Source organism: Agrobacterium albertimagni AOL15 (assembly GCF_000300855.1).
GTDB classification, from domain to species: Bacteria; Pseudomonadota; Alphaproteobacteria; order Rhizobiales; family Rhizobiaceae; genus Allorhizobium; species Allorhizobium albertimagni.
Genome location: NZ_ALJF01000003.1, coordinates 20711 through 43243 on the forward strand (window position 1 = coordinate 20711; position 22533 = coordinate 43243).

25 protein-coding genes are annotated in these 22533 nt (G+C 60.9%); 18 read left to right on the forward strand and 7 right to left on the reverse strand.

Features of this window, described 5'->3' with window-relative positions:
* Positions 1 to 98: 98 nt before the first annotated feature.
* Positions 99 to 893 (reverse strand): response regulator, encoded by a 795-nt coding sequence (locus tag QWE_RS03310; RefSeq protein ID WP_006724657.1) that lies wholly within the window; start codon positions 891 to 893, stop codon positions 99 to 101.
* A 152-nt stretch (positions 894 to 1045) separates the two neighbouring features.
* Between QWE_RS03310 and QWE_RS03315 the strand changes: the two genes are divergently transcribed.
* On the forward strand, positions 1046 to 1243 hold the full coding sequence (locus QWE_RS03315; protein ID WP_006724658.1) for a NepR family anti-sigma factor: 198 nt from the start codon (positions 1046 to 1048) through the stop codon (positions 1241 to 1243).
* A 51-nt stretch (positions 1244 to 1294) separates the two neighbouring features.
* On the opposite strand, the gene QWE_RS03320 is transcribed toward QWE_RS03315, so the two are convergent.
* Positions 1295 to 1738 carry a hypothetical protein gene (locus QWE_RS03320; RefSeq protein WP_006724659.1) on the reverse strand — a complete coding sequence of 148 codons (444 nt, stop codon included), beginning with the start codon at positions 1736 to 1738 and terminating at the stop codon, positions 1295 to 1297.
* A 2-nt stretch (positions 1739 to 1740) separates the two neighbouring features.
* Complete coding sequence (locus QWE_RS03325) at positions 1741 to 2094, reverse strand: ElaB/YgaM/YqjD family protein (RefSeq protein WP_006724660.1); 354 nt, start codon at positions 2092 to 2094, stop codon at positions 1741 to 1743.
* A gap of 215 nt (positions 2095 to 2309) precedes the next feature.
* On the opposite strand from QWE_RS03325, the gene QWE_RS03330 reads away from it, so the two are divergent.
* Positions 2310 to 2507: a CsbD family protein gene (locus QWE_RS03330; RefSeq protein ID WP_006724661.1), complete on the forward strand. Its 198-nt coding sequence runs from the start codon at positions 2310 to 2312 to the stop codon at positions 2505 to 2507.
* A 63-nt stretch (positions 2508 to 2570) separates the two neighbouring features.
* On the opposite strand, the gene QWE_RS03335 is transcribed toward QWE_RS03330, so the two are convergent.
* Entirely contained in the window at positions 2571 to 3428 is an 858-nt protein-coding gene (locus tag QWE_RS03335) for an aromatic ring-hydroxylating dioxygenase subunit alpha (RefSeq protein ID WP_006724662.1), read from the reverse strand.
* A 138-nt stretch (positions 3429 to 3566) separates the two neighbouring features.
* Here QWE_RS03335 and QWE_RS03340 point away from each other — a divergent pair, with 138 nt between their 5' ends.
* The 6 genes from QWE_RS03340 to QWE_RS03365 all read left to right on the forward strand — a co-directional run bounded on the left by QWE_RS03340 (position 3567) and on the right by QWE_RS03365 (position 9962).
* Positions 3567 to 3827 (forward strand): hypothetical protein, encoded by a 261-nt coding sequence (locus QWE_RS03340; protein ID WP_052018063.1) that lies wholly within the window; start codon positions 3567 to 3569, stop codon positions 3825 to 3827.
* On the forward strand, positions 3824 to 4495 hold the full coding sequence (locus tag QWE_RS03345; protein WP_006724664.1) for a Rieske (2Fe-2S) protein: 672 nt from the start codon (positions 3824 to 3826) through the stop codon (positions 4493 to 4495). Before QWE_RS03340 ends, QWE_RS03345 begins: the two co-directional genes overlap by 4 nt.
* On the forward strand, positions 4495 to 5121 hold the full coding sequence (locus QWE_RS03350) for a glutathione S-transferase family protein (protein WP_006724665.1): 627 nt from the start codon (positions 4495 to 4497) through the stop codon (positions 5119 to 5121). The genes QWE_RS03345 and QWE_RS03350 overlap by 1 nt, the downstream gene beginning before the upstream one ends.
* A 59-nt stretch (positions 5122 to 5180) precedes the next feature.
* Positions 5181 to 6137: a D-2-hydroxyacid dehydrogenase gene (locus QWE_RS03355; protein ID WP_006724666.1), complete on the forward strand. Its 957-nt coding sequence runs from the start codon at positions 5181 to 5183 to the stop codon at positions 6135 to 6137.
* Positions 6138 to 6414: 277 nt separating this feature from the next.
* Positions 6415 to 7488: an enoyl-CoA hydratase/isomerase family protein gene (locus tag QWE_RS03360; RefSeq protein WP_006724667.1), complete on the forward strand. Its 1074-nt coding sequence runs from the start codon at positions 6415 to 6417 to the stop codon at positions 7486 to 7488.
* 188 nt (positions 7489 to 7676) lie between these two features.
* The gene (locus QWE_RS03365) at positions 7677 to 9962 is read left to right on the forward strand and encodes a KAP family P-loop NTPase fold protein (protein ID WP_006724668.1); all 2286 of its coding nucleotides are present in this window, start codon (positions 7677 to 7679) and stop codon (positions 9960 to 9962) included.
* 75 nt (positions 9963 to 10037) lie between these two features.
* On the opposite strand, the gene QWE_RS03370 is transcribed toward QWE_RS03365, so the two are convergent.
* Positions 10038 to 11447, reverse strand: a complete 1410-nt coding sequence (locus QWE_RS03370) for a helix-turn-helix domain-containing protein (RefSeq protein WP_006724669.1) — start codon at positions 11445 to 11447, stop codon at positions 10038 to 10040.
* 134 nt (positions 11448 to 11581) lie between these two features.
* On the opposite strand from QWE_RS03370, the gene QWE_RS03375 reads away from it, so the two are divergent.
* The 8 genes from QWE_RS03375 (at position 11582) to QWE_RS03410 (ending at position 17787) form a co-directional block, all read left to right on the forward strand.
* The gene (locus tag QWE_RS03375; RefSeq protein ID WP_006724670.1) at positions 11582 to 13114 is read left to right on the forward strand and encodes an acyl-CoA carboxylase subunit beta; all 1533 of its coding nucleotides are present in this window, start codon (positions 11582 to 11584) and stop codon (positions 13112 to 13114) included.
* Positions 13115 to 13124: 10 nt separating this feature from the next.
* Positions 13125 to 13358: a DUF4160 domain-containing protein gene (locus QWE_RS03380; protein ID WP_006724671.1), complete on the forward strand. Its 234-nt coding sequence runs from the start codon at positions 13125 to 13127 to the stop codon at positions 13356 to 13358.
* A complete protein-coding gene (locus QWE_RS03385; protein ID WP_006724672.1) occupies positions 13333 to 13620 on the forward strand; it encodes a DUF2442 domain-containing protein in 288 nt (95 codons plus the stop codon). The genes QWE_RS03380 and QWE_RS03385 overlap by 26 nt, the downstream gene beginning before the upstream one ends.
* Positions 13621 to 13729: 109 nt before the next feature.
* Complete coding sequence (yghU, locus tag QWE_RS03390; protein ID WP_006724673.1) at positions 13730 to 14644, forward strand: glutathione-dependent disulfide-bond oxidoreductase; 915 nt, start codon at positions 13730 to 13732, stop codon at positions 14642 to 14644.
* A gap of 11 nt (positions 14645 to 14655) precedes the next feature.
* Positions 14656 to 15033 carry a hypothetical protein gene (locus tag QWE_RS03395; RefSeq protein WP_006724674.1) on the forward strand — a complete coding sequence of 126 codons (378 nt, stop codon included), beginning with the start codon at positions 14656 to 14658 and terminating at the stop codon, positions 15031 to 15033.
* Between the two features lie 4 nt (positions 15034 to 15037).
* A complete protein-coding gene (locus QWE_RS03400) occupies positions 15038 to 15451 on the forward strand; it encodes a hypothetical protein (RefSeq protein WP_006724675.1) in 414 nt (137 codons plus the stop codon).
* Between the two features lie 36 nt (positions 15452 to 15487).
* On the forward strand, positions 15488 to 15772 hold the full coding sequence (locus tag QWE_RS03405; protein ID WP_006724676.1) for a DUF2442 domain-containing protein: 285 nt from the start codon (positions 15488 to 15490) through the stop codon (positions 15770 to 15772).
* A gap of 5 nt (positions 15773 to 15777) precedes the next feature.
* Positions 15778 to 17787, forward strand: coding sequence for an acetyl-CoA carboxylase biotin carboxylase subunit (locus tag QWE_RS03410; protein WP_006724677.1), 2010 nt, complete (start codon positions 15778 to 15780; stop codon positions 17785 to 17787).
* Between the two features lie 269 nt (positions 17788 to 18056).
* On the opposite strand, the gene QWE_RS03415 is transcribed toward QWE_RS03410, so the two are convergent.
* Together QWE_RS03415 and QWE_RS03420 are read right to left on the reverse strand one after the other, a co-directional pair.
* Positions 18057 to 18398, reverse strand: coding sequence for a type II toxin-antitoxin system RelE/ParE family toxin (locus tag QWE_RS03415; RefSeq protein ID WP_006724678.1), 342 nt, complete (start codon positions 18396 to 18398; stop codon positions 18057 to 18059).
* Positions 18388 to 18657 carry a ribbon-helix-helix domain-containing protein gene (locus QWE_RS03420; RefSeq protein ID WP_006724679.1) on the reverse strand — a complete coding sequence of 90 codons (270 nt, stop codon included), beginning with the start codon at positions 18655 to 18657 and terminating at the stop codon, positions 18388 to 18390. Before QWE_RS03420 ends, QWE_RS03415 begins: the two co-directional genes overlap by 11 nt.
* Positions 18658 to 18769: 112 nt before the next feature.
* Between QWE_RS03420 and scpA the strand changes: the two genes are divergently transcribed.
* On the forward strand, positions 18770 to 20905 hold the full coding sequence (gene scpA, locus QWE_RS03425; protein WP_006724680.1) for a methylmalonyl-CoA mutase: 2136 nt from the start codon (positions 18770 to 18772) through the stop codon (positions 20903 to 20905).
* 23 nt (positions 20906 to 20928) lie between these two features.
* On the forward strand, positions 20929 to 22524 hold the full coding sequence (locus QWE_RS03430) for a GMC family oxidoreductase (RefSeq protein WP_006724681.1): 1596 nt from the start codon (positions 20929 to 20931) through the stop codon (positions 22522 to 22524).
* Positions 22525 to 22533: the final 9 nt, after the last annotated feature.

Consider the following 22533-nt stretch of genomic DNA (forward strand, 5'->3'; position numbering starts at 1 on the left):
CGATGTACCAATTGCCTGCTCCGCCATGATCGGCATTAGGGACCGGCTCCGTTTGCCGGCCCATTCCTCGCTCTAACCTATGCCCCCAAAAGGCTATATCAAGCCTGCTCGGTCACGCGCTCGTTGAAGAAAAGCGCCTGACTGATCAAAGCCTTGACCATGTCGGGGTTGAACGGCTTGGTAACCAGGAAGGCCGGCTCAGGACGCTCGCCGGTCAGCAGGCGTTCCGGGAACGCCGTGATGAAGATGACCGGGATCGTATCGACCTTGAGGATGTCGTTGACGGCATCGATGCCCGAGCTTCCATCCGCAAGCTGGATGTCGGCGAGGACCATTTTCGGGCTGGTGCGCTTGTAGAGATCGACAGCTTCGGCGTGGGTACGGGCAATGCCGGTGACGCGATGACCGAGATCTTCAACCATCTGCTCGATGTCGAGCGCGATCAGAGGCTCGTCTTCGATGATCATGATGTCGGTCGCGACCTGACGGGAGATCTCCATCGAGGCCTCGTTGAAGAGCGCGTTGAATTCGGCTTCGCCGACGCCAAGCACGCTGGCCGCTTCCGAGGTGGTGAACCCCTCGACAGTGATGAGCAGGAAGGCGTGGCGCGCACGCGTCGGCACGGATGCAAGATTGGCGGCGGCCCGCTTCTCCCAGGCAAAGGGCGAGGTGATCTGCGGAAGCTCGACCTTGGTCGAATCGTAGATCGTCACGAACAGCTTGTAGAGAGCGACACGGTCATCACCCGTGTCAGGGAAAATAGAGATGTCGGCGATCAGCGCTTCCAGGACCGCTGCGACATAGGCATCTCCGGAGGTCTGCGAACCGGTGACGGCGCGTGCATAACGCCGCAGGTAAGGAAGATGGACAGCGACGCGGGCAGTAAGGGACATGCAGTTCTCCAATCGAAATGGATAAAGGTGCGGACTCGGCAGAAAACGCGCCTCGGAAAAAAATGTTCCATCGACTTGGGAACTTTTTTGCCACTTCGGGCTTATCACGTTAATTGTCGTCTCGCTTGGCAAACTGACGGAATTGGACAAACATGGCTGAAGGCCCTCCGGATGGAAATAAATCGAAGAAGCCGTCCGAGGCAAAGCGGCAAAATGCGAACGCATTGATCGCGTCAAAGCTTCGTGGCTACTATGACAGCATCGTCGACGAAGGCACCCCCTCACAATTCCTCGACCTCCTTGAGAAGCTTCACGATGCGGAAGCAGAAGCCAAGTCCAAGAAAACCTGACATGTAAACGGCCGGGCTTCGAAAAGCCCAGCCGGTTCTCAAAAGCGCATATCAATCGCGATCGTTGCCGACACCTTGCGACTTGGCGACGCCATAGGCGACTGCTGCGATCGCCGCGGCCGTTAGCAGGGACCGCCCCTTCATCAGCGCCGGAACACCTGCCAATAGCTGCAGGGTCATCGGATCAGGCAGCCGGGCCTTGGCGGCCCTCTGACGAGCTTCCATGCGCAGCTCGGCGCGACGGTTGATCGACTGCACGACGACGATGACGATGATGGCGCAGAGCGCCGTAACGCCCGCAATCACCAAAGCAGCATAGACCGGACCGATGACGCCGGTCAGATAGAAGCCGAGCGCCAGAAGCAGGGCGACATAGGTCGTCAGACCCAGCACACCGGCGATCGCGCCCGCCATGACCGAGCGCCCGACCTTATTGGCGGTCGGCCGCACCTTGCCGAAGGCGACGATGCCCAGATGTCTGAACAATGGCAGCATGATCAGCGCCGGCTGAGAAGCGCAAGAACGTAGCCGACGCCGGCGGCCATGGCGAGCGACTGCAGCGGCTTTGCGCGCACATAGGCTTCGATATCTTCTTCAGCGTTCATGAAGCGCTCACGTGCGCTGTCGATATATTCCTGCGAGGTTTCACCCGCCTGACGAATCTTGCCGCTACCGAAGGAAGCGACGGTCTGCGTCAGAGAAGCGATATCGCGGCGCAGGGCTTCGAGGTCCGCCTGGACGTCACCGCTGGTCGCGGTACCCGCCGTATTCACCTTGTCTTCGATACGGTCCGCGAGATCGTTTGCCTTGACTTCGATCTTGCTCTTGGAGGCGCTCGGTACCTGGGCCATGGAATTCTCCTTGGATTGTTCATGAAAGGCAGTTCGCAACAAGAACGCCGTGACCGGGCGAGTGTTCCATCATCACCTCGGCCTTTTCTTCTGCACGAGGCTGCTGGCCCGATCTGAACGGCTTTGATCCAGACGATGGAACTTCCCGCATTAGCCGACGTTTTCAGCCCCGAGGACATCACGCCTCGACCATTCACCAACACGGGAGTTATCCGATGAATTGGAATCAGATCGAAGGCAATTGGGAACAGTTCAAGGGCAAGGCCCAGACCCAGTGGGGCAAGCTCACGGGTGACGATCTCGACGTGATCGCCGGCAAGCGCAAGGAACTGTCGGGCAAGATCCAGGCTGCCTATGGCAAGACCCAGGAAGAAGCCGATCGCGAGATCGACGACTGGATGAGCCGCGGCTAAGACCTGCAGAATAAGGAATGCCCGAAACCCGGAAGCACCCGCTTCCGGGTTTTTTGTTGCGCCTCAGGCGGCCACCGTGCTGGCGCCGTAGGTCACGCCCTTTTCCTTCAGCCACCGGCGATAGGCGATGGACGAGGCATCTGCCCGCGTCGGGATTTCCTTGCGCGGCTCCAGCGGCAGGAGCACCGGCCGCTGGTTTTCGAGGATGATGCGGTCCTGCAGGAAGATCATCTGCTGGAAATGGATGAGCTCCGTCGTCGTCGAGACATCGTCGATCAGGTACATGATCGGATGCGCCCGGCATCGGCCCGGATCGAGCGGCTGGACGAAGAGGCCGATGACATCCCAGCGATTGGTAGCGTTGGGACATGTCTTGTAGAGGATCGTGGTGAACGGCGTCATCACCCGGTACATGTATTGCGTGGTGATACCGTCGGACGCTGAGAGAGCGGCCTGCGGCTGGAAGAAGGTACAGTTCGTCGCCCAAACTTCGTCTTCCTCGCGACGGATTTCGACATCGTAGCTCTGCACTTCCGTATGCGGCTCGGCGCCCAGAACATCCGTATGCACGAAGGGGAAATGCGCCATGTCGAGAAAGTTCTCGACAATCCGAAGCCCGGAGGCTTTCACGGTGACAACACCGCAGGGCACATAGCGCCGATCCGGCTCGTCGGCCTCCGGCAGGGAGAAGATCTCGCGCTCGGGCTCGCCCAGCGTTGCCCAGAGAAAGCCGAAGCGATGGCGAAGCGGCAGCGGCTCGGCCCGCCCCTCGGCAAAGACCTCAATCGCCCCATCCGCTTGTCTGACGACCGTCAGATCTGTTCCGAGCAACCGGTTGTGCGACCTTCCAACCGGGATGACAGCCTCGGTATCGAGCACATACCACTGATCGAGCGACGCCTTGTCGATACCGTTCTGCATTCTCTTGTCTTTCCTCTGGAGCACGGGAGAAACCACTTGAACCCCCATCTCGTCGCCAGCTAGATTGCCCAAAAATTAGAGCGCGCACAATTGCAAGGCAACACTGATCCCCATCCGATGACGGCAAAAGCCGACCAAATGACCGTCGGCTTCACCTTTTCCGGAAGGCTGGAGCCGCAGGGTTTTGTCGCATTTGCGGAACATCGCGCGGCCCGCCTGTCACTCGGCCTGACGATTGCCTCCTGTGACAGGGATCGCTGTCGCCTGACCCTGTCAGGCCCGGAGGCCCTGATCGACGCCTTCGAAATGGCGGTCAGCCTCGGCCCCTATGACAGCATCGTGCTTGACGTATCAAGATTTCAAACCGACGAAGACCTGCCCGCAAAGGCCGCATCATGACATCAGCATCCCCTTGGATCCCCGTTGCCCTCTCCGCCGATATCGAAGCTGGGACCTCCGCCGGAACGCTCGTCAATGGCGAGGAGCGCGTCGTCTGGCGTGACGACAAGGGCGCGATCCATGTCTGGGAAGACCGCTGTCCGCATCGCGGCATGCGCATGAGCTTCGGCTTCGTGCGCGGCGACCACATCGCCTGCCTCTACCACGGCTGGCGCTACGACACGGGCGGCCAGTGTCGCTACATCCCGGCACACCCCGATCTGGAAGTGCCCCAGACGATCAAGGTCCCGACCTTTGCCGCAACCGAACGGGCCGGCATCGTCTGGATGGCACCGGAAGGCACCGATCCGGCTGAGCTCTCGACGCTTCCCGAAACGGCTGAGGTCGTCCGCAGCCTCTTTCTCGATCTGTCGACGAACGCGGCTCTGCTGGCGGTGACGGCAGCCCCACCCGAGGGCTATCGTCCGGTCGAGAGTGGGACTGGCTTGGTTACCTTCCAAGGTAACGACGTGACCGTCCTGATCGCAGCCCAACCCCGCGACGCCGGCCGGACGGCCTTGCACATCACGGTGACCGGAAACACCTCCGCAGCCATCCGCCGCGACCTCGCGCTCTGGGCAATCGACCTGCGCAACCGGCTCGAAGCCCAGACGACGGAGGCGGCGTGATGATCAGGCTCTACGACTACCACCTCGACGAAAACGGCTTTCGCGTCCGCCTTCTCCTCTCCATGCTCGGCCTCTCCTTCGAGACCGTCGCCGTCGACAAGGTACCGGGCCGCGAGCAGGAAAAGCCGCATATGCTGGCACTCAACCCGACCGGCACGCTGCCGATCCTCGAAGACGGCGATGTCAGGCTCTTCGGCACCGCTGCCATCCTCGCCTACCTCGTCCGCGCCCATGCGCCGGACAGTGATTGGCTACCCGCCGATGCCGCAGACTTCGGACGCGTCCAGCAATGGCTCGGCTTCTCCGGTCGCGAACTCAAGCCCGCCGTCGACGCCCGTGAGGCCGCTCTCTTTACCTCAGAGGGCGCCAGCGACGGCGACCTCAGCGCCGCCCGCAAAGCCTTCCGCATCATGGAAGACCACATGACGCTGCGGCAGATCGATGGTTCGGACTGGTTCGTCGGCGCTGGCCCGACGCTGGCCGATCTCGCCCTCCTGCCAAGCTTTGCGCTCTCGCGCGACTGCGGCATCGACCATGACGAATACCCGGCCCTTCGCCGCTGGCTGCGCCGTTTCCGGGCACTTCCGGGCTTCATCACCATGCCCGGCGTACCGGATTACCACTGACCTGCCTTGCTGGCCGAAAGCCGCTCGGCTAGGTCGATGACAATGCAGGGAGGTCCGCCATGATCCGCATCGTCTTTCTCGACCGGGACACGCTGTCGCCGGAAACCGTGGTCCGTGCGCCCTCCGTGCCGCATGAAATGGTGGTCCATGCCCGCACCGCCCCGCACGAAGTGGCCGAGCGCATCCGTGACGCAGACGTTGTCATCACCAACAAGGCCCCGGTCCGTGCCGAAGCAGTCGCCGGCGCCGCGAAGCTGAAGCTGATCGCCGTCTCCGCCACCGGCACCGATATCGTCGATCTCGCGGAAGCCAAGGCGCGAGGCATCGCCGTCTGCAATATCAGGAACTACGCCAAGAACACGGTGCCCGAACACACCTTCGCCCTGATGCTCGCGCTGCGCCGCTCGATCCTGCCCTATCGCCAGTCGGTGATCGAGGGACGCTGGCAGCAGGCCGCGCAATTCTGCTATTTCGACTATCCCATCGCCGATCTCGGCGGCTCGACGCTCGGCATCATCGGCCACGGCACGCTTGGCCAGTCGGTCGGAAAGATCGCGGAGGCCTTCGGCATGAGGGTGCTCGCCGCCGGTCGTCGCGACGCAACCGACATCAAACCCGGCCAGACCGCTTTCGATGAGGTCCTGAAACGGGCCGACGTGATCACCCTCCACTGCCCGCTGACACCGGAAACGCGCGGCGTGATCGGTATCAGAGAATTCGCCTTGATGGAGAGAAAGCCGCTTCTGATCAATACCGGCCGCGGCGGCCTCGTCGACGAACACGCACTTGAGCAGGCCCTCGACGCCGGCCAGATCTCAGGCGCCGGTTTCGACGTGACCGATGGCGAACCACCCGCCGCCGACAGCCCGATGATGCGGATTGCGTCACGCGAAAACGTTATCCTCACCCCACATGTCGCCTGGGCGAGCCGCGAGGCAATCCAGGCGCTGGCCGACCAGTTGATCGAGAATATCGAGCTGTTTTTCGCCGGCACGCCGCGCAATCTTGTTGGCTGATCCTGGCAAGTCTGGCAATGGCTATCGCGTAGGGATACCCCCCTCTGTCACTGCGTGACATCTCCCCCACAAGGGGGGAGAGCGGAGCGCCGCGGTTGCCGATCCCTTTGCGACGCCAACGGAATGCGAACGGGCCGGCGGTTCAGCCAGTCTCCCCCCGTGTGGGGGAGATGCCCGGCAGGGCAGAGGGGGGTGAGTTCCCTATGCAACAACCCACCCCTTGCCCTTTCGCCGCGACGCATATCTAACTCTCTCAAAAGACACATGGGAGGACGGCATGCGGTATCTGGAGGCGGACTATCAGGGCGAGGAAATCCTGACGGCAAAAAAGGGCGCACTCGGCCTGATTGCCCTCAACCGGCCACGTGTCCTGAACAGCCTCAGCCACGCCATGGTACTCGACTTCGGCAAGGCACTCGACATGTTCGAGGCAGACCCGCAAGTCGCCGCAGTCCTCGTCACCGGCGAGGGCGAACGCGGTCTCTGCGCCGGCGGCGACATCAGGATGTTCTATGAAAGTGGCAAGGCCGGCGACGGCAAGGCTTCCGAATTCCTCAAGGCCGAATACCGCCTGAACGCCCGCATCGCCCGTTTCAAGAAGCCCTATGTCGTCGTGATGGACGGCATCACCATGGGCGGCGGCGTCGGCGTCTCCAGCCACGGCAGCCACCGCATCGTCACCGAAACCACGAAACTCGCAATGCCCGAAACCGGCATCGGCTTCTTCCCCGATATCGGCGCGACCTGGCTCCTTTCCCGCGCCTCCGGCGAACTCGGCACCTGGATGGGGCTATCAGGCAAAGCTATCAACGGCGCCGACGCCATCACCGCAGGCTTTGCCGACTGGTATGTGCCGCAGGACCGGGTGGCCGAACTCTTGGAACGAATCGCCGCCCTGCCCGCCCTGGCGCTCGGCCAGTCGATCGCCTCGACGATCCGCGACTACACGGTAGACGGCCCGAAAGGCATTTTCTCCGAAGGCCGCGAGATGATCGACCGCTGCTTTGCCTTCGACACGGTGGAGGAGATCATCGCCGCTCTCGAAAAGGAACAGTCCGACCTCGCCGCCAGAACGCTCATCGCCATCAGCGCGAAATCGCCGACCAGCCTCAAGGTGACGCTCAAGATGCTGCGCGAGGCCCGCCGCTCCAAGGTTCTTGAAACCTGCCTCGAACGCGAATTCGCCGGCACCTTGCAGGTGTTGAAAGTCCCCGACTTCTATGAAGGCATCCGCGCGGCGATCATCGACAAGGACAGGAACCCGAAATGGTCCCCGGCGACGCTGGAGGGCGTGAAGCCTGAGAGTGTCGAGGCGTTTTTTGTGGCACGGGATGAGCGGTTGTTTGGGTAGGGTGGGAGATGCCTAGAATTAGCGACTGGCCGCAACCAAAAGTGCCAATCGCGTACTGCTATGAGCCGTCCTGGATATACCACTTTGCGGCAGTAGAGACTTTGCGGACGCTGCAAAACTATGGTGATCTGCCACGGGATCCAATAGAGAAGACCTTGAATCTCCCAATCAAACTTGGATGGCATCATATGGTGTTCTCTGCCTTCTTTCGCTTTCTGACGCAAAAAAGGGCACCACCAAAACAAATTGCTCCCACCGAAATTGGAGCTGATGTACCGATCAAGGCGTCAGATCAAGACTTACTTCGCCGTGTCAGTTTCGCGGAACGCATCGCGACTATTCTGTCTGAACTGACTTTGGAGGAAGGCCGCGTTTTTGCGGTTCGAGGTCAATGGGGCGCCGGGAAAACGTCACTCAAAAACCTCGTCATAGAGCAACTCGCTATCCGCAAAGGCTCGGCTGATTGGATGGATTTCAATCCATGGCAGTGGGGTGACGGAGAGGCTATTGCCAAAGCTCTGTTTCAGCAAATCGCGGATAAAATTGGTGGAGCACTTTCATCGAAAGCGGGAAAGCGCGCCGCAATGTTCCGACGTTACGGCTCAACGCTCACTGGTAGCGCAGGTTCGGTGAAGAAGCTCGGCGCGAACGCGCCTCTCATCACTCTCGTGCTGGCGAATGCATCGGTTGTGACGTTGGCGACGTCTATTGGATGGTCATTGCCCGAGGCAGCAACGGTCGCTAGATGGCTAACCGGTGCAAGTATTGCGCTTCCGGTCGTCGGATGGTTGCTGTTTTACTTTGGAAAAGATCGATGGGCCGAGCCCCTCGACAAGATCCGGGCTGATCTTGAGGCCAGTTTGCGAAGTTCGGAAAAGCCGCTCGTGATCTTCGTTGATGACATCGATAGGCTTGAACCAGAGCAAATTCGATCGCTCATCCGACAGATAAAGGTGAACGCGAATCTTCCGAACATCGTGTTCGTGCTACTATTTCAACCGAGCATCGTCGAACGTGCGCTCGATCCTATTGCAAATGGGCAAGGGCGCGAATTTCTCAAAAAGATCGTTCAGGCTAATTTCGACTTGCCGGCTGTTTCAAAGTCGGTGGTCCATTCAATAATGACAAAGGACCTAGACCGGCTGATGGGGACCTACGCGGTCGCCGAAAACGGATTTGAGGTCGTCCGGTGGGGGAACGCGTTAGTTGGCGCGATCCAACCCTATGTAGAAAACTTACGCGACGCGCGACGGTACATCTCGTCTGTTGCCATTCACCTTCCACTTCATGCGGGTCGACAGGTGATGGAAGTCAATGTTGTCGACTTTCTTGTTCTCGAAGCATTGAGGGTCTTCGAACCGGATCTGCATTCCGCCATTTTCCGAAACCGGGATCTTTTTCTCCAAAGCGGGCGCTTCCGAAATGATCGTGCGGATGATGACAACCGTAGCCGAATTAATGAACAAATAGCATTGCTTGATCCTCAACGACAGTCGCATGCCGAAGCAGCAATAAAGCAGCTATTTCCAAAAACCGAGTGGGCCTTTGGTGGGGCGCACTACGGGAATGACTGGCTAACTTCTTGGAACTCGGCCAAGCGCGTTTGCACGACCAGATATTTTCCCCGCTACTTCGAACTGCAAACCCCACAAGGTGAAATATCGGAAAACGAGTTTTCGGACCTTCTTAATGTCTCAGGAGACGTACAACTTTTGAGCGAGGCGATCAAAGATATCGAAAATCGAGAATTGCTAGGTTCTCTTGCATCGAGGTTTGATGATTGCGTCGCAACACTTCCGACCGCAACGGCGTCCACACTTTTACCAGCAATGTTTGAAGTCGCTCAGAAGCTTGTCGACCATAGTGCGACCCCGTTTGGGTCGCCGTGGACCTCCGCTTGGCGAGCTATAAGCTGGTACATTGATAGGCTCCCCAGAGACGAGCGAGGAGCGCTTACACTCGCGGCGTTCCGATCGACCAAAGCATTGTCTGTCGCCGCAACGATCATCCATCTCAATGACCCAGAGTCGCAAGAGGAAGGTTCACGTATCGAACCTAAGCTTGAGAAGGAGACAGTTGAGGAGATGAAAGCTGAATGGGTTCGGCAAATCCGAGAGCGCGCAGCGATGCCAGACAATCTCCTCGAAGACTCAGACCTCGGCTCATTGCTTTATCGCTGGAGAGACTACACCAACAATTTGGAAGAACCACGAAACTGGGTTCAAGACGCCGTCAAAACGGATGAGGCCTTTGTCACCATATTGAAACGGCTAATGACCACGGGAACCAGTCACACGATGGGCGACTTCGTTTCACGAAGAGTGGATTCCATACGGCTAGACACAATCGAGGATTTCTTAGGAATAGATACAGCACAGAGACGGCTGGCAGCGTTGAAACGCCCTAGCGATGAGCTCGGGAGAAGAGCTGTCGATGCGCTTGCAAATGCCTTGTCCGGCGCAGAACAGAATTAAAAAGCTCGGCGGCCAGTGTCCGCTAAGGTCGAATGCAGCCGCCGGTGTGCCTGGATCCCAAGTGTCGAGATCCCCTCACTCGATCTCATACGGCATCGGGTTCCGCACCCGATGATCCACCACCAGCTTGCGTTTCAGCGGTGGCACGGCGCGGCTGGTGCATTTGACGCGCTCGCAGATGCGGCAGGAGATGCCGATGGGGTCGAAGGCGCCGCGGTTGGAGAGGTCGAGGTCGTCGGCATAGACGAAGGCGCCGGCATAGGAGATCTCGCAGCCGAGCGCCAAGGCATAACGCGGATTGGCGGCGCGGAAGCCGGCGGAGCCTTTTGACACTTGCGTCGCGATGCAGAGATAGCGCACGCCATCAGGCGTTTCCGCCGTCTGGCGGATGATCCGGCCCGGCGTCTCGAAGGCCTGATGGGCGTTCCACAGCGGACAGGCCGCCCCGAAGCGGGCAAATTGCAGGCGGGCGGCGCTATGCCGCTTGGTGATATTGCCGGCCCGGTCGATGCGGGCAAAGAAGATCGGTACGCCCTTGAGGCCCGGCCTCTGCAAGGTCGAGAGACGGTGACAGACCTGTTCGAGCGAAGCCTCGAAACGGGCGGCGAGCAGTTCGATGTCGTGGCGGAGGTCGCGGGCGGCGGTGAGGAAGCTGCGATAGGGCAGGATCAGCGCGCCGGCAAAATAGTTGTAGAGGCCCATGCGACAGATCTCGACCGCCTCTTCGCTGCGGAAATTCGCATGTTTCAGCACCTGGTCGATCTTCTTGGGCGCTGCCAGCTGGGCGATCTGGATGGCAATCTGGAAATCACGGGTGGGGGCAGAGGCATAGCGGCTGACGGTCAGGATGCGTCCGACAGGATCGAAGCGGCGGATCGCCTCGTCGCCCGCCTCGCCGCGCACCACGCGCACGCCGTGTTTCGCTTCGAGATGGCCTGAAAGTGCCGCGTAATTCTCCCCCTCCCCGAGTTTCAGCTCTGTCGCCAGTTGCTCGGCGGCGAGGTCGAGATCGTGGATGTAATTGTCGACGAAATGGAAGAAGTCGCGCACCTCGTCATAGGGCGTCACCTCCTGGCTGGGCGCCGCCCCCAGCCGGTCGTCGAGGCTTGCCAGCTGTTCGTTGCCGCGCCGGTAGGCCTGATGCGCGGCGATCAGCGCATGGGCAAAACCCGGCGCGTTCTGGGTGACGAGCTTCAGCTCCTGCAGGCTCGGCGAATAGGTCTCGAACAGCGGATCGGAGAGCGCTTCCGTCAACGCCGACATCAGCCGGTCATTCTGGCCGGAGGACAGCTCGGTGATGTCAATGCCGAATTTTTCCGCCAGCGACAAAAGCACCGAGGCCGAGACCGGGCGCTGGTTGTTTTCGATCTGGTTGAGATAGCTGGTGGAAATGCCGACCATATCGGCAAACTGCGCCTGGGTTGCCCCATTCGCCTGGCGGATGTCGCGGACCTTGCGGCCGATGAAGAGTTTCCCGATGGCCATTTCGCAAATTCGCAATTTTCACTTTGCAAATTCATAAATCCACAGATGCACCTGTTCAACCGTTTTCTTCTGCGGCACAGTGGAATAGGTGTCACATCAAGGCTCTGAAGCCAAAAGACCATTCGGGAGGACATATGCTGACGATCCTGGACCAGCTCGAAGCCCGTCGCGACGAGGCCCGCCTCGGCGGCGGCGAAAAGCGCATTGCCGCCCAGCACGGCAAGGGCAAGCTGACCGCCCGAGAGCGCATCGAGGTCCTGCTCGACGAAGGCTCGTTTGAAGAATACGACATGTATGTCACCCACCGCTGCGTGGATTTCGGCATGGCCGAACAAAAGGTGCCGGGCGATGGCGTCGTCACCGGCTGGGGCACGATCAACGGCCGCCAGGTCTATGTCTTCTCCCAGGATTTCACCGTGCTCGGCGGCTCGCTGTCGGAAACCCATGCCCAGAAGATCTGCAAGATCATGGACATGGCGATCAAGGTCGGCGCCCCCGTGATCGGCCTCAACGACTCCGGCGGCGCCCGCATCCAGGAAGGTGTCGCCTCGCTTGCCGGTTACGCCGATGTCTTCAAGCGCAATGTCGATGCATCAGGCGTCATCCCGCAGATCTCCGTGATCATGGGCCCCTGCGCCGGCGGCGCAGTCTATTCGCCCGCCATGACCGATTTCATCTTCATGGTGCGCGATTCATCCTACATGTTCGTCACCGGCCCCGACGTGGTGAAGACCGTGACCAACGAGATCGTCACGGCGGAAGAGCTCGGCGGCGCCTCGACCCATACGAAGAAGTCCTCCGTCGCCGACGGCGCCTATGAGAACGACGTGGAAGCGCTGGAACAGGTCCGGCTGCTCTTCGATTTCCTGCCCTTGAACAATCGCGAAAAGCCACCCGTCCGTCCCTTCCACGACGATCCCTCGCGCATCGAGATGCGGCTGGACACGCTGATCCCGGACAGCTCCAACAAGCCCTATGACATGAAGGAGCTGATCTACGCGCTGGCCGACGAAGGCGATTTCTTCGAGATCCAGGAAGCTTTTGCCAAGAACATCATCACCGGCTTTATCCGCATGGAAGGCCAGACCGTCGGCGTCGTCGCCAACCAGCCCATGGTGCTCGCCGGCTGCCTGGATATCGATTCATCGCGCAAGGCCGCCCGCTTCGTCCGCTTCTGCGATGCCTTCTCGATCCCAATCCTGACGCTCGTCGACGTGCCCGGCTTCCTTCCCGGCACCGCCCAGGAATATGGCGGCGTCATCAAGCATGGCGCAAAACTCCTCTTCGCCTACAGCCAGGCAACCGTGCCGATGGTCACGCTGATCACCCGCAAGGCCTATGGCGGCGCCTATGATGTGATGGCCTCCAAGCATATCGGCGCCGACATCAACTATGCCTGGCCGACCGCCGAAATCGCCGTCATGGGCGCCAAGGGTGCCACCGAGATCCTCTACCGCTCGGAACTCGGCGATGCCGAGAAGATCGCGGCCCGGACCAGGGAATACGAAGTCAACTTCGCCAACCCCTTCAAGGCGGCCGAACGGGGCTTCATTGATGAGGTGATCATGCCGCATTCCTCGCGCCGCCGGATTGCCAAGGCTTTTGCGAGCCTCAGGAACAAGCAGGTGGGAACGCATTGGAAGAAGCACGACACGATCCCGTTGTAAGGAAGGCGAGATGCCGACGATCTTTGAATGGAAGGGCTGGAAATTTCTGTTTTTTAGCCTCGATCGGGGCGAACCGCCACACGTCCATGTCCGCAAGGATCGCAAGGAACTGAAACTGTGGCTCGATCCCGTGCGCGTGGCGTATAATAGACGGGTACCGGATCACGAGGTCAACGCCATCGTCGATGTCGTGAATGAACATCAGAAGGAGTTCGTTGATGCCTGGAACCGTTATTTCGGATGAGAACTGGGAAGAGTTCGAGCCGGTCGAGGCCAAGTGCAGCGACAGCGAACTGATTGTCGTGCTCGCGAATGGACTGAAGCTGTCGACGCCGCTTTGGTGGTATCCGCCACTGCTCGAGGCAAGCTCGGATGCGCGAAACCAGATCGAGCTGTCGCCCTCGGGCCTGCATTGGCCAGATCTCGATGAAGATCTTAGCATCGACGGGATGCTCCAAGGCAGAAAATATCCGGGTGCCAAGCCGCCGGCAGAAGCTGCGGAGTAAAGTGGAAGACTGACGAACGACAGAAAAAGGGGCTGAGGCGAAGCACCATCATCGCCTATATAGAACCTGACCGCGCCGTTCGCGCGCCCACTGACAAGGACCCGATTTCATGACCGAGACAAAATTCCCGCCCGAGAAGAACCTGCCCGCCGGCTATCAGCCGCCGAAGGTCTGGACCTGGGAGCCCGGCAATGGCGGCGCCTTTGCCAATATCAACCGTCCGATCGCGGGCGCGACGCATGAGAAGGAACGCCCGGTCGGCAAGCATCCGCTGCAGCTTTATTCGCTCGGCACGCCGAACGGCCAGAAAGTGACGATCCTTCTCGAGGAGCTGCTCGCAGCTGGCCACGAAGGCGCGGAATACGATGCCTGGCTGATCAATATCGGCAAGGGCGACCAGTTCTCCTCCGGTTTCGTTGAGGTCAATCCGAATTCCAAGATCCCGGCCTTGATGGACCATCAGCCGAAGGACGGCGGCGCGCCGATCCGGCTGTTCGAGAGTGCCTCGATCATGACCTATTTGGCGGAGAAGTTCGGCGCCTTCCTGCCGACGGAAACCCGCGCCCGCGCCGAGACGCTGAACTGGCTGTTCTGGCAGATGGGCTCCGCCCCCTTCCTCGGCGGCGGTTTTGGCCACTTCTACACTTACGCGCCGATGAAGATCCAATATGCCATCGACCGCTACGCCATGGAGGTGAAGCGCCAGATGGATGTGCTGAACCGTCACCTCGCCAACAACGAGTTCATGGCCGGCAGCGAATACACGATTGCCGACATGGCGATCTGGCCCTGGTATGGTCGTCTCGCCCTGCACGGCGCCTATGACGATGCCGGCACCTTCCTCTCGGTCGACGAATACGAACACGTCCAGCGTTGGACGAAGCAGCTCGCAGCCCGCCCGGGTGTGCAGCGTGGCGCGATCGTCAACAAGACCAATGGCCCGCTTTCCGAACAGCTGCATGAACGCCACGATGCCTCCGACTTCTTGACGAAGACGCAGGATAAACTGGCCGATCAGGCGTGAGGGAGAGCGGTATGTCCAAAGCGCCCGACATGATCAAACATCGTGGTTTTCCCTCCGGCATGCCGGGGACCGGTGTGCAGTTCACCATCCGCCGCGCCAATGACAAGGGCGTTACCCCGATCAAGACCCTGCCGCGAAAAGCGCGGCCAGGCACGAAAGAGCACCGGATCGACGCCGCCTTTCTGCATGCGCTCTGGCACCAGTTCGGGGCAGAACCATTCGTGCGCGGCAATCTCGATGCAGCCCGCCTCAGCCTCTTGTTCGGCCGCGAGGTCGTGGCCGTGAACAAGGACTTCGACCCTCAGTCCTATGACGAAATGCTTGTCATAAACGAGCGCGTCGCCCGCAAGAGCTTCCCCGAATCCTTCGAAGACGTGTTTGAGGTGTAACGTCATGGCAAAAGATCCGCTCATGCCGAAACATCAGGGCTTCCCCTTGGGACTGCCCGGAACGCAATGGCAATACACGATCCGTCGGCCGAACCCGAAGGTGACGCCGCTCACCAACTGGCCGCGCCACCGCACAATGGACCAGACGGTGGCACTCGCCGACCTCGGCTTCATGCAGGCGCTCTGGCAGTTCTTCGGCACGGAACCCTTCGAGCGCGGCAATCTCGACGGCGAACGCCTCTGCCGCCTGTTCGGCCGCGAAGTGATCGCTGCCGAACGCGGCTTCGATCCGCAATCCTACTTCGCCAAGCTGAAGATCAACGAGCCGCTGGCGCGGAAGAACTTTCCGGAAGCCTTCGGCGAGGTGACGAGCGAGCAGAGCGTGGCCAAGGGCTTGAAGAAGAAGGTCAGGGAATAGCGGGCAGCGGAATTTGGGGCCGGGAGGAGGCGTGGAATGACCACTTTGGACATTGATGAGGGGCAACTGCAAGTCCGCTCCGTGGATGTCACGGACGACAGCATCATCTTCGACATGATGGATGGGCGCAGGATCGTGGCGCCGCTCTGGTGGTATCCGCGCCTCGCCAAGGCCTCTCCCGAGCAGCGTGCCAAGGGTGAAATCCTCCCCTTCGGTGACGCCGTCGGCTGGGAAGACATCGACGAATATATCAGCGCCAAGGCGCTCATCATCGGAGGTGCCGCTCCCGGCGCCATCCTGCCCGCTCAAGCTGCCGAGTAAACGCCATGATCAAGAAAATCCTCATCGCCAACCGGGGCGAAATTGCCTGCCGGGTCATCAAGACCGCCAAGAAGCTCGGCATCAAGACGGTCGCCGTCTATTCCGATGCCGATCGCAACGCGCTGCATGTGGAGATGGCCGATGAGGCCGTGCATATCGGCCCGGCCCCGTCGAACCAGTCCTATATCGTCATCGACAAGATCCTCGATGCCATCAGGCAGACAGGCGCCGATGCAGTCCATCCCGGCTATGGCTTCCTCTCGGAAAACGCTGCCTTTGCCGAAGCGCTGGAAAAGGCGGACGTGACCTTCATCGGCCCGCCGGTGAATGCGATCCAGGCCATGGGCGACAAGATCACCTCGAAGAAGTTGGCGGCTGAAGCCGGTGTTTCGACCGTGCCCGGCCATATGGGCCTGATCGCCGATGCCGACGAGGCGGTGAAAATCTCCGATCAGATCGGTTATCCCGTGATGATCAAGGCTTCCGCCGGCGGCGGCGGCAAGGGCATGCGCATTGCCTGGAATGCGGAAGAGGCCCGCGAAGGCTTCCAGTCCTCGAAGAACGAGGCGAAGAATTCCTTCGGCGACGATCGCATCTTCATCGAGAAATTCGTCACCGAACCGCGTCATATCGAAATCCAGGTGCTCGGCGACAAGCATGGCAACACGCTCTATCTCGGCGAGCGCGAATGCTCGATCCAGCGGCGAAACCAGAAGGTCATCGAAGAGGCCCCCTCGCCCTTCCTAGACGCCGCCACCCGCAAGGCCATGGGCGAACAGGCCGTGGCACTCGCCAAGGCCGTCGGCTATCACTCGGCCGGCACCGTCGAATTCATCGTCGATGGCAAGCAAAACAAGTTCTACTTCCTCGAGATGAACACCCGCCTGCAGGTCGAGCATCCCGTCACCGAGCTGGTGACCGGCCTTGATCTCGTCGAGCAGATGATCCGTGTCGCTGCCGGCGAGAAACTCAGCTTCGGCCAGGACGATGTGAAGCTCAACGGCTGGGCGATCGAAAGCCGGCTTTATGCCGAAGACCCCTATCGCAACTTCCTGCCCTCGATCGGCCGCCTCACCCGTTACCGCCCGCCGGCTGAGGGAACGACGGCAGACGGCACCGTTATTCGGAACGACACCGGCGTCTTCGAGGGCGGTGAGATCTCGATGTATTACGACCCGATGATTGCCAAGCTCTGCACATGGGCACCTGAGCGCCTCACCGCCATCGACGCGATGTCGGAGGCGCTCGACAGCTTCGAAGTCGAAGGCATCGGCCACAACCTGCCCTTCCTCTCGGCTGTCATGAACCAGGAGCGTTTCCGCTCCGGCAAGATCACCACGGCCTATATCGCCGAGGAGTTCAAGGACGGTTTCACCGGTGTCATCCCGGATGCCGTATCCGCCGAAATGCTCGCCGCCATCGCCGCCGTCATCAACCACCGCCTACAGGCACGCGCGATCCAGATCTCCGGCACCATCGGCAACCATGCGCGAAAACTCGGCAAGGACTGGGTCGTCAATCTCGCCGGTAGCGACCACGGGCTGACCGTCACCGAAGGCACCGGCAACACGCGTGTCGCCTTCGAGGCCGGCAACGAGCTTGTTGTTGCCACCGACTGGCAGCCAGGTCAGACACTCGCTCATGTCGACATCGGCGGCGACACAATCGCGCTCAAAGTCGACCTCAAAGGTCCCGCCATCCGCCTCCGCTGGCGCGGTATGGACATCACCGCCCGCGTCCGCTCTCCGCGTGTCGCGGCGCTTGCCAAACTGATGCCGGAAAAACTGCCGCCGGATACGTCGAAAATGCTGCTCTGCCCCATGCCGGGCGTGATCACTGGGGTAGCCGTGAAGGAAGGCGAGACCGTCGAAGCCGGCCAGGCACTGGCCACTGTCGAGGCGATGAAGATGGAGAACATCCTCAAGGCCGAACGCCGCGGCACCGTGAAGAAGATCGTCGTCAAGCCGAGCCAGAGCCTCGCGGTGGATGAGCTGATCATGGAGTTTGAGGGGTGACGTCCGTGGCGGCAATAACCCCCTCTATCGGCTACGCCGACATCTCCCCCACAAGGGGGGAGAGTGGCCGCTGGCGTTGTGCCCACCCCACGAACTCGACCGTAAATGCCTGGCGGAAGTTCGGCCCCACTCCGCTCTCCCCCCTTGGGGGGGGTGAAGCATGGTCGGCGAAGCCGGGCAATCGATCCAGCAAATCGATTACAATGCCGAACGCCAGCAGATCAGAGGGGGGTATCCGCGCGGTACGCCGGCACACGATGCAAAACCGCCTAAGACAGCCGCTTCAGCATATGCCTCTGATGGTCCTGCCCGCCGAAGAAGACGGCAAGGACGTGAACAACTTTGGCAGTTTCGTCGATGCGAAAATAGATGACCGCGTTGTTCTTCGTGAAGTGTCGAAGACCGAAGCCAAGGCCGGCATGCAGCGTGCCCTGATGTGGATACGCGGCCAGCGCAAACATGTCTGCCGTTATTCCGCGAACCCGCTTCCCCGCCCGCTCATAGGCAACCTGCAATTCGTCGCCGAAACCAAGGTAGGTGCTTACAAGGTGGTCGCAGATGGCATCGAGATCCTGGATGCTGTCTTTGGTACGCCTGATCTCATAGGCCATACTCGGCCTTCTTGCGTGCAATCATCTCTTCAATCTGCACCCGGCTTTCTTCTTCCGAGAGAAACGGCCCTTCCATGCGACGCAGAAGCAGCGCCCGCAACGCCTCCTGATCCTCTTCCCGCATCTCAGTCTCTTCTCGCACCAGATCCAGCCCACGCTCGACGACAGCCGCGAGGCTTGGGAAATGGCCATCCTCGACCAGCTTGCGGGCGAATTCTTCCTGCTGCGGCGAGAGCGAGACAGAGGCTTTCACGGTCATGGCAAGGCGCTCCGGTTGAGCTTCAAAGAATAGCCCGGACCCCAAATTCCGTCAAACAGACCTCCCTCGGCGCACAGCCGAACCGCGCAGCCTTCGCGAAAGGACCGCATCGATGACCAAGAAAACCATCGCCGACTGGCAGGCGCTTGCCGAGAAGGAATTGAAGCGTCCGGCTGACAGCCTCGTCTGGAACACGCCGGAGGGGATTCCGGTGAAGCCTCTCTATACAGCGGACGACATCGCAGGGATCGACCATCTCGACAGCCTGCCGGGTTTTGCGCCGTTTACCCGTGGTCCCCGCGCCACCATGTATGCCGGACGGCCCTGGACGATCAGGCAATATGCCGGCTTCTCGACGGCGGAGGAGAGCAATGCCTTTTACCGCAAGGCGCTTGCCGCCGGCCAGCAGGGCGTCTCCGTCGCCTTCGATCTCGCCACCCACCGCGGCTACGATTCCGATCATCCGCGCGTTGAGGGCGATGTCGGCAAGGCGGGTGTGGCGATCGACAGTGTCGAGGACATGAAGATCCTGTTCGACGGCATTCCGCTTGAGGATATCTCCGTCTCGATGACCATGAATGGCGCCGTCATCCCGATTCTGGCCAATTTCATCGTCACCGGCGAAGAACAGGGTGTCTCGCGCGACAAGCTGTCGGGCACCATCCAGAACGACATCCTCAAGGAGTTCATGGTCCGCAACACCTATATTTACCCGCCCGAACCCTCGATGCGGATCATCGCCGATATCATCGAATACACCGCGAAGGAGATGCCGAAGTTCAACTCGATCTCGATCTCCGGCTACCACATGCAGGAGGCCGGTGCGACGCTTGTGCAAGAGCTCGCCTTCACGCTGGCCGACGGGCGCGAATATGTCCGCGCGGCAATCGCCAAGGGCCTTGATGTCGACGCCTTCGCTGGCCGCCTGTCCTTCTTCTTCGCCATCGGCATGAACTTCTTCATGGAGGCGGCAAAGTTGCGCGCCGCCCGCCTGCTCTGGACCCGCATCATGCAGGAATTCGAGCCGAAGAAGGCGTCCTCCCTGATGCTGCGCACCCATTGCCAGACTTCGGGCGTGTCGCTGGCCGAACAGGACCCCTATAACAACATCGTCCGCACCGCGTTTGAAGCCATGTCCGCCGTGCTCGGCGGCACGCAGTCGCTGCACACAAATTCCTTCGACGAGGCAATTGCGCTGCCGACGGAGTTCTCCGCCCGCATTGCCCGCAACACCCAGCTGATCCTGCAGCACGAGACGGGCGTGACCAAGGTCGTCGATCCGCTGGCCGGCTCCTACTATGTCGAGAGCCTGACCAACGAGATGGCGGAAAAAGCCTGGGCCCTGATCGAGGAGATCGAGCAGCTGGGCGGTATGACCAAGGCCGTCGACGACGGCCTGCCGAAGCGCCTGATCGAGGAAGCTGCCACCCGCCGCCAGGCCGCCGTCGACCGCGCCGAGGAGGTCATCGTCGGCGTCAACAAGTACCGCCTCGAAAACGAAGAGCCGATCGACATTTTGCAGATCGACAACACCGCTGTACGCCTTTCGCAGATCAAGCGCATCGAGCAGACGCGCCGCCAGCGCGACCCGAAGCGGGTGAGCGAAACGCTCGCCCGGCTGACCGAGGTCGCCGAGAGCGGTCAAGGCAACATCTTGGAAGCCGCCGTCGAGGCCGCCCGCGCCCGCGCCACGGTCGGCGAGATCTCGGATGCCATGCGCTCCGTTTTCGGCGACCATGCAGCGACGCCAGAAGTGGTGCACGACATCTACGGCAAGGCCTATGAGGGCGATCCGGAAATGGAGACCCTGTCGACACGCTTGAAGGATTACGGCAAGGCCGCCTCCAAGCCGCGCATCCTGATCGCCAAGCTCGGCCAGGATGGCCATGATCGCGGCGCCAAGGTCATTGCGTCGGCCTTCGGCGATATTGGCTTCGATGTCGTGGCAGGGCCCCTCTTCCAGACGCCGGATGAAGCGGCCGATCTCGCCGTCGCCAACAAGGTCCATGTCGTCGGTTTGTCGTCGCTTGCCGCCGGCCACAAGACGCTGGCCCCACAGCTGGTCGAGGCGCTGAAGGCGAAGGCCGCAAACGACGTGATCGTGGTCGTCGGCGGGGTCATTCCGCGCCAGGATTATGACTTTCTGCTTGAGCATGGCGTCTCCGCCGTCTTCGGCCCCGGCACGAATGTCATGGATGCCGCCCGCTCCGTGCTTGACCTCCTGGAAGGTCGCCTGCGAAACAGTTGAGAGGCGGCCGCTCGGGGAGGAGCATGGAGACCTACGATTACATCGTCATTGGCGCCGGCACCGCCGGCTGCCTGCTGGCCAACCGGCTCTCTGCCGATCCCACGCGCCGTGTGCTGCTACTGGAGGCCGGCGGCAGCGACAATTATCACTGGATCCATATCCCGGTCGGCTATCTCTATTGCATCAACAATCCGCGCACCGACTGGTGCTTCAAGACGGAGGCCGAGCCGGGCCTGAATGGCCGAGCGATCGGCTATCCCCGCGGCAAGGTGCTCGGTGGCTGCTCCTCGATCAACGGCATGATCTACATGCGCGGCCAGGCCCGCGACTACGACCAGTGGCGCCAGATGGGCTGCGAAGGCTGGGGCTGGGACGATGTCCTGCCTCTGTTCAAAAAAACGGAGGACTTCCACAAGGGCGCTGACGACAACCATGGTGCCGGTGGCGAATGGCGCGTGGAAAAGGCGCGGCTGCGCTGGGACGTGCTGGAAGCCTTTCGCGAAGCGGCCAAACAGGCGGGCATTCCCGAAACCGACGACTTCAACCGTGGCGACAACGAAGGCTCCGGTTTCTTCGAGGTGAACCAGAAGTCAGGTATACGCTGGAACACGGCAAAGGCCTTCCTCAAACCGATACGGCATCGGAAGAACCTGACGATCCTCACCCGAGCCCATGTCAAGCGGCTGACGATCGAGGGCGACCGCGTGACCGGCGCAGAAGTCCATCACGACGGCGCGCTGAAGCGCTTTTCAGCCCGCCGCGAGGTGGTGCTGTCAGCCGGTGCCATCGGCTCACCGCAGATCCTTGAGCTCTCCGGCATTGGTCGCGGCGATGTCTTGCAGACTGCAGGGATCGACACCTTGCGCGAAGTGCAAGCCGTCGGCGAAAACCTGCAGGACCATCTGCAGCTCCGCCTCGTCTTCAAGGTGACCGGCGTACCGACCTTGAACGAGAGGGCATCCAGCCTCTACGGCAAGGCGATGATCGGGCTCGAATATGCTTTGCGGCGCTCGGGGCCTATGTCCATGGCGCCGAGCCAGCTTGGCATCTTCACCCGCTCCGGCCCGGACAAGGAGACGGCTGATCTCGAATACCATGTCCAGCCGGTGTCGCTCGACAAGTTTGGCGATCCGGTTCACCCCTTCCCGGCGATGACGGCGAGTGTCTGCAACCTGAGGCCGGAAAGCCGTGGATCCGTTCATGTATCGAGCCCGGATTTTGCCACCCAACCAAAGATCGCGCCAAACTACCTCTCAACGCCTGCTGACCGGGATGTCGCAGTCCGCTCGATCCGCCTCACCCGTCGCATCGCTGCGCAACCCGCCTTCGCGCGCTATCACCCGGAGGAATACCGCCCCGGATCCGCGCTCGAAAGCGATGCGGAGCTGCAGAAAGCCGCAAGCGATATCGGCACGACGATCTTCCACCCCGTCGGCACCTGCCGCATGGGGGCGGATCCGGACAGCGTCGTCGATCCGCGACTGCGGCTGCGGGCTCTAAAGGGCCTGCGTATTGCCGATGCCTCGGTCATGCCGACGATCAGCTCGGGCAACACCAGTTCCCCGACCCTGATGATCGCCGAAAAGGCGGCAGCGATGATCCTCGAGGATCACCGCTGACCGTCGGCA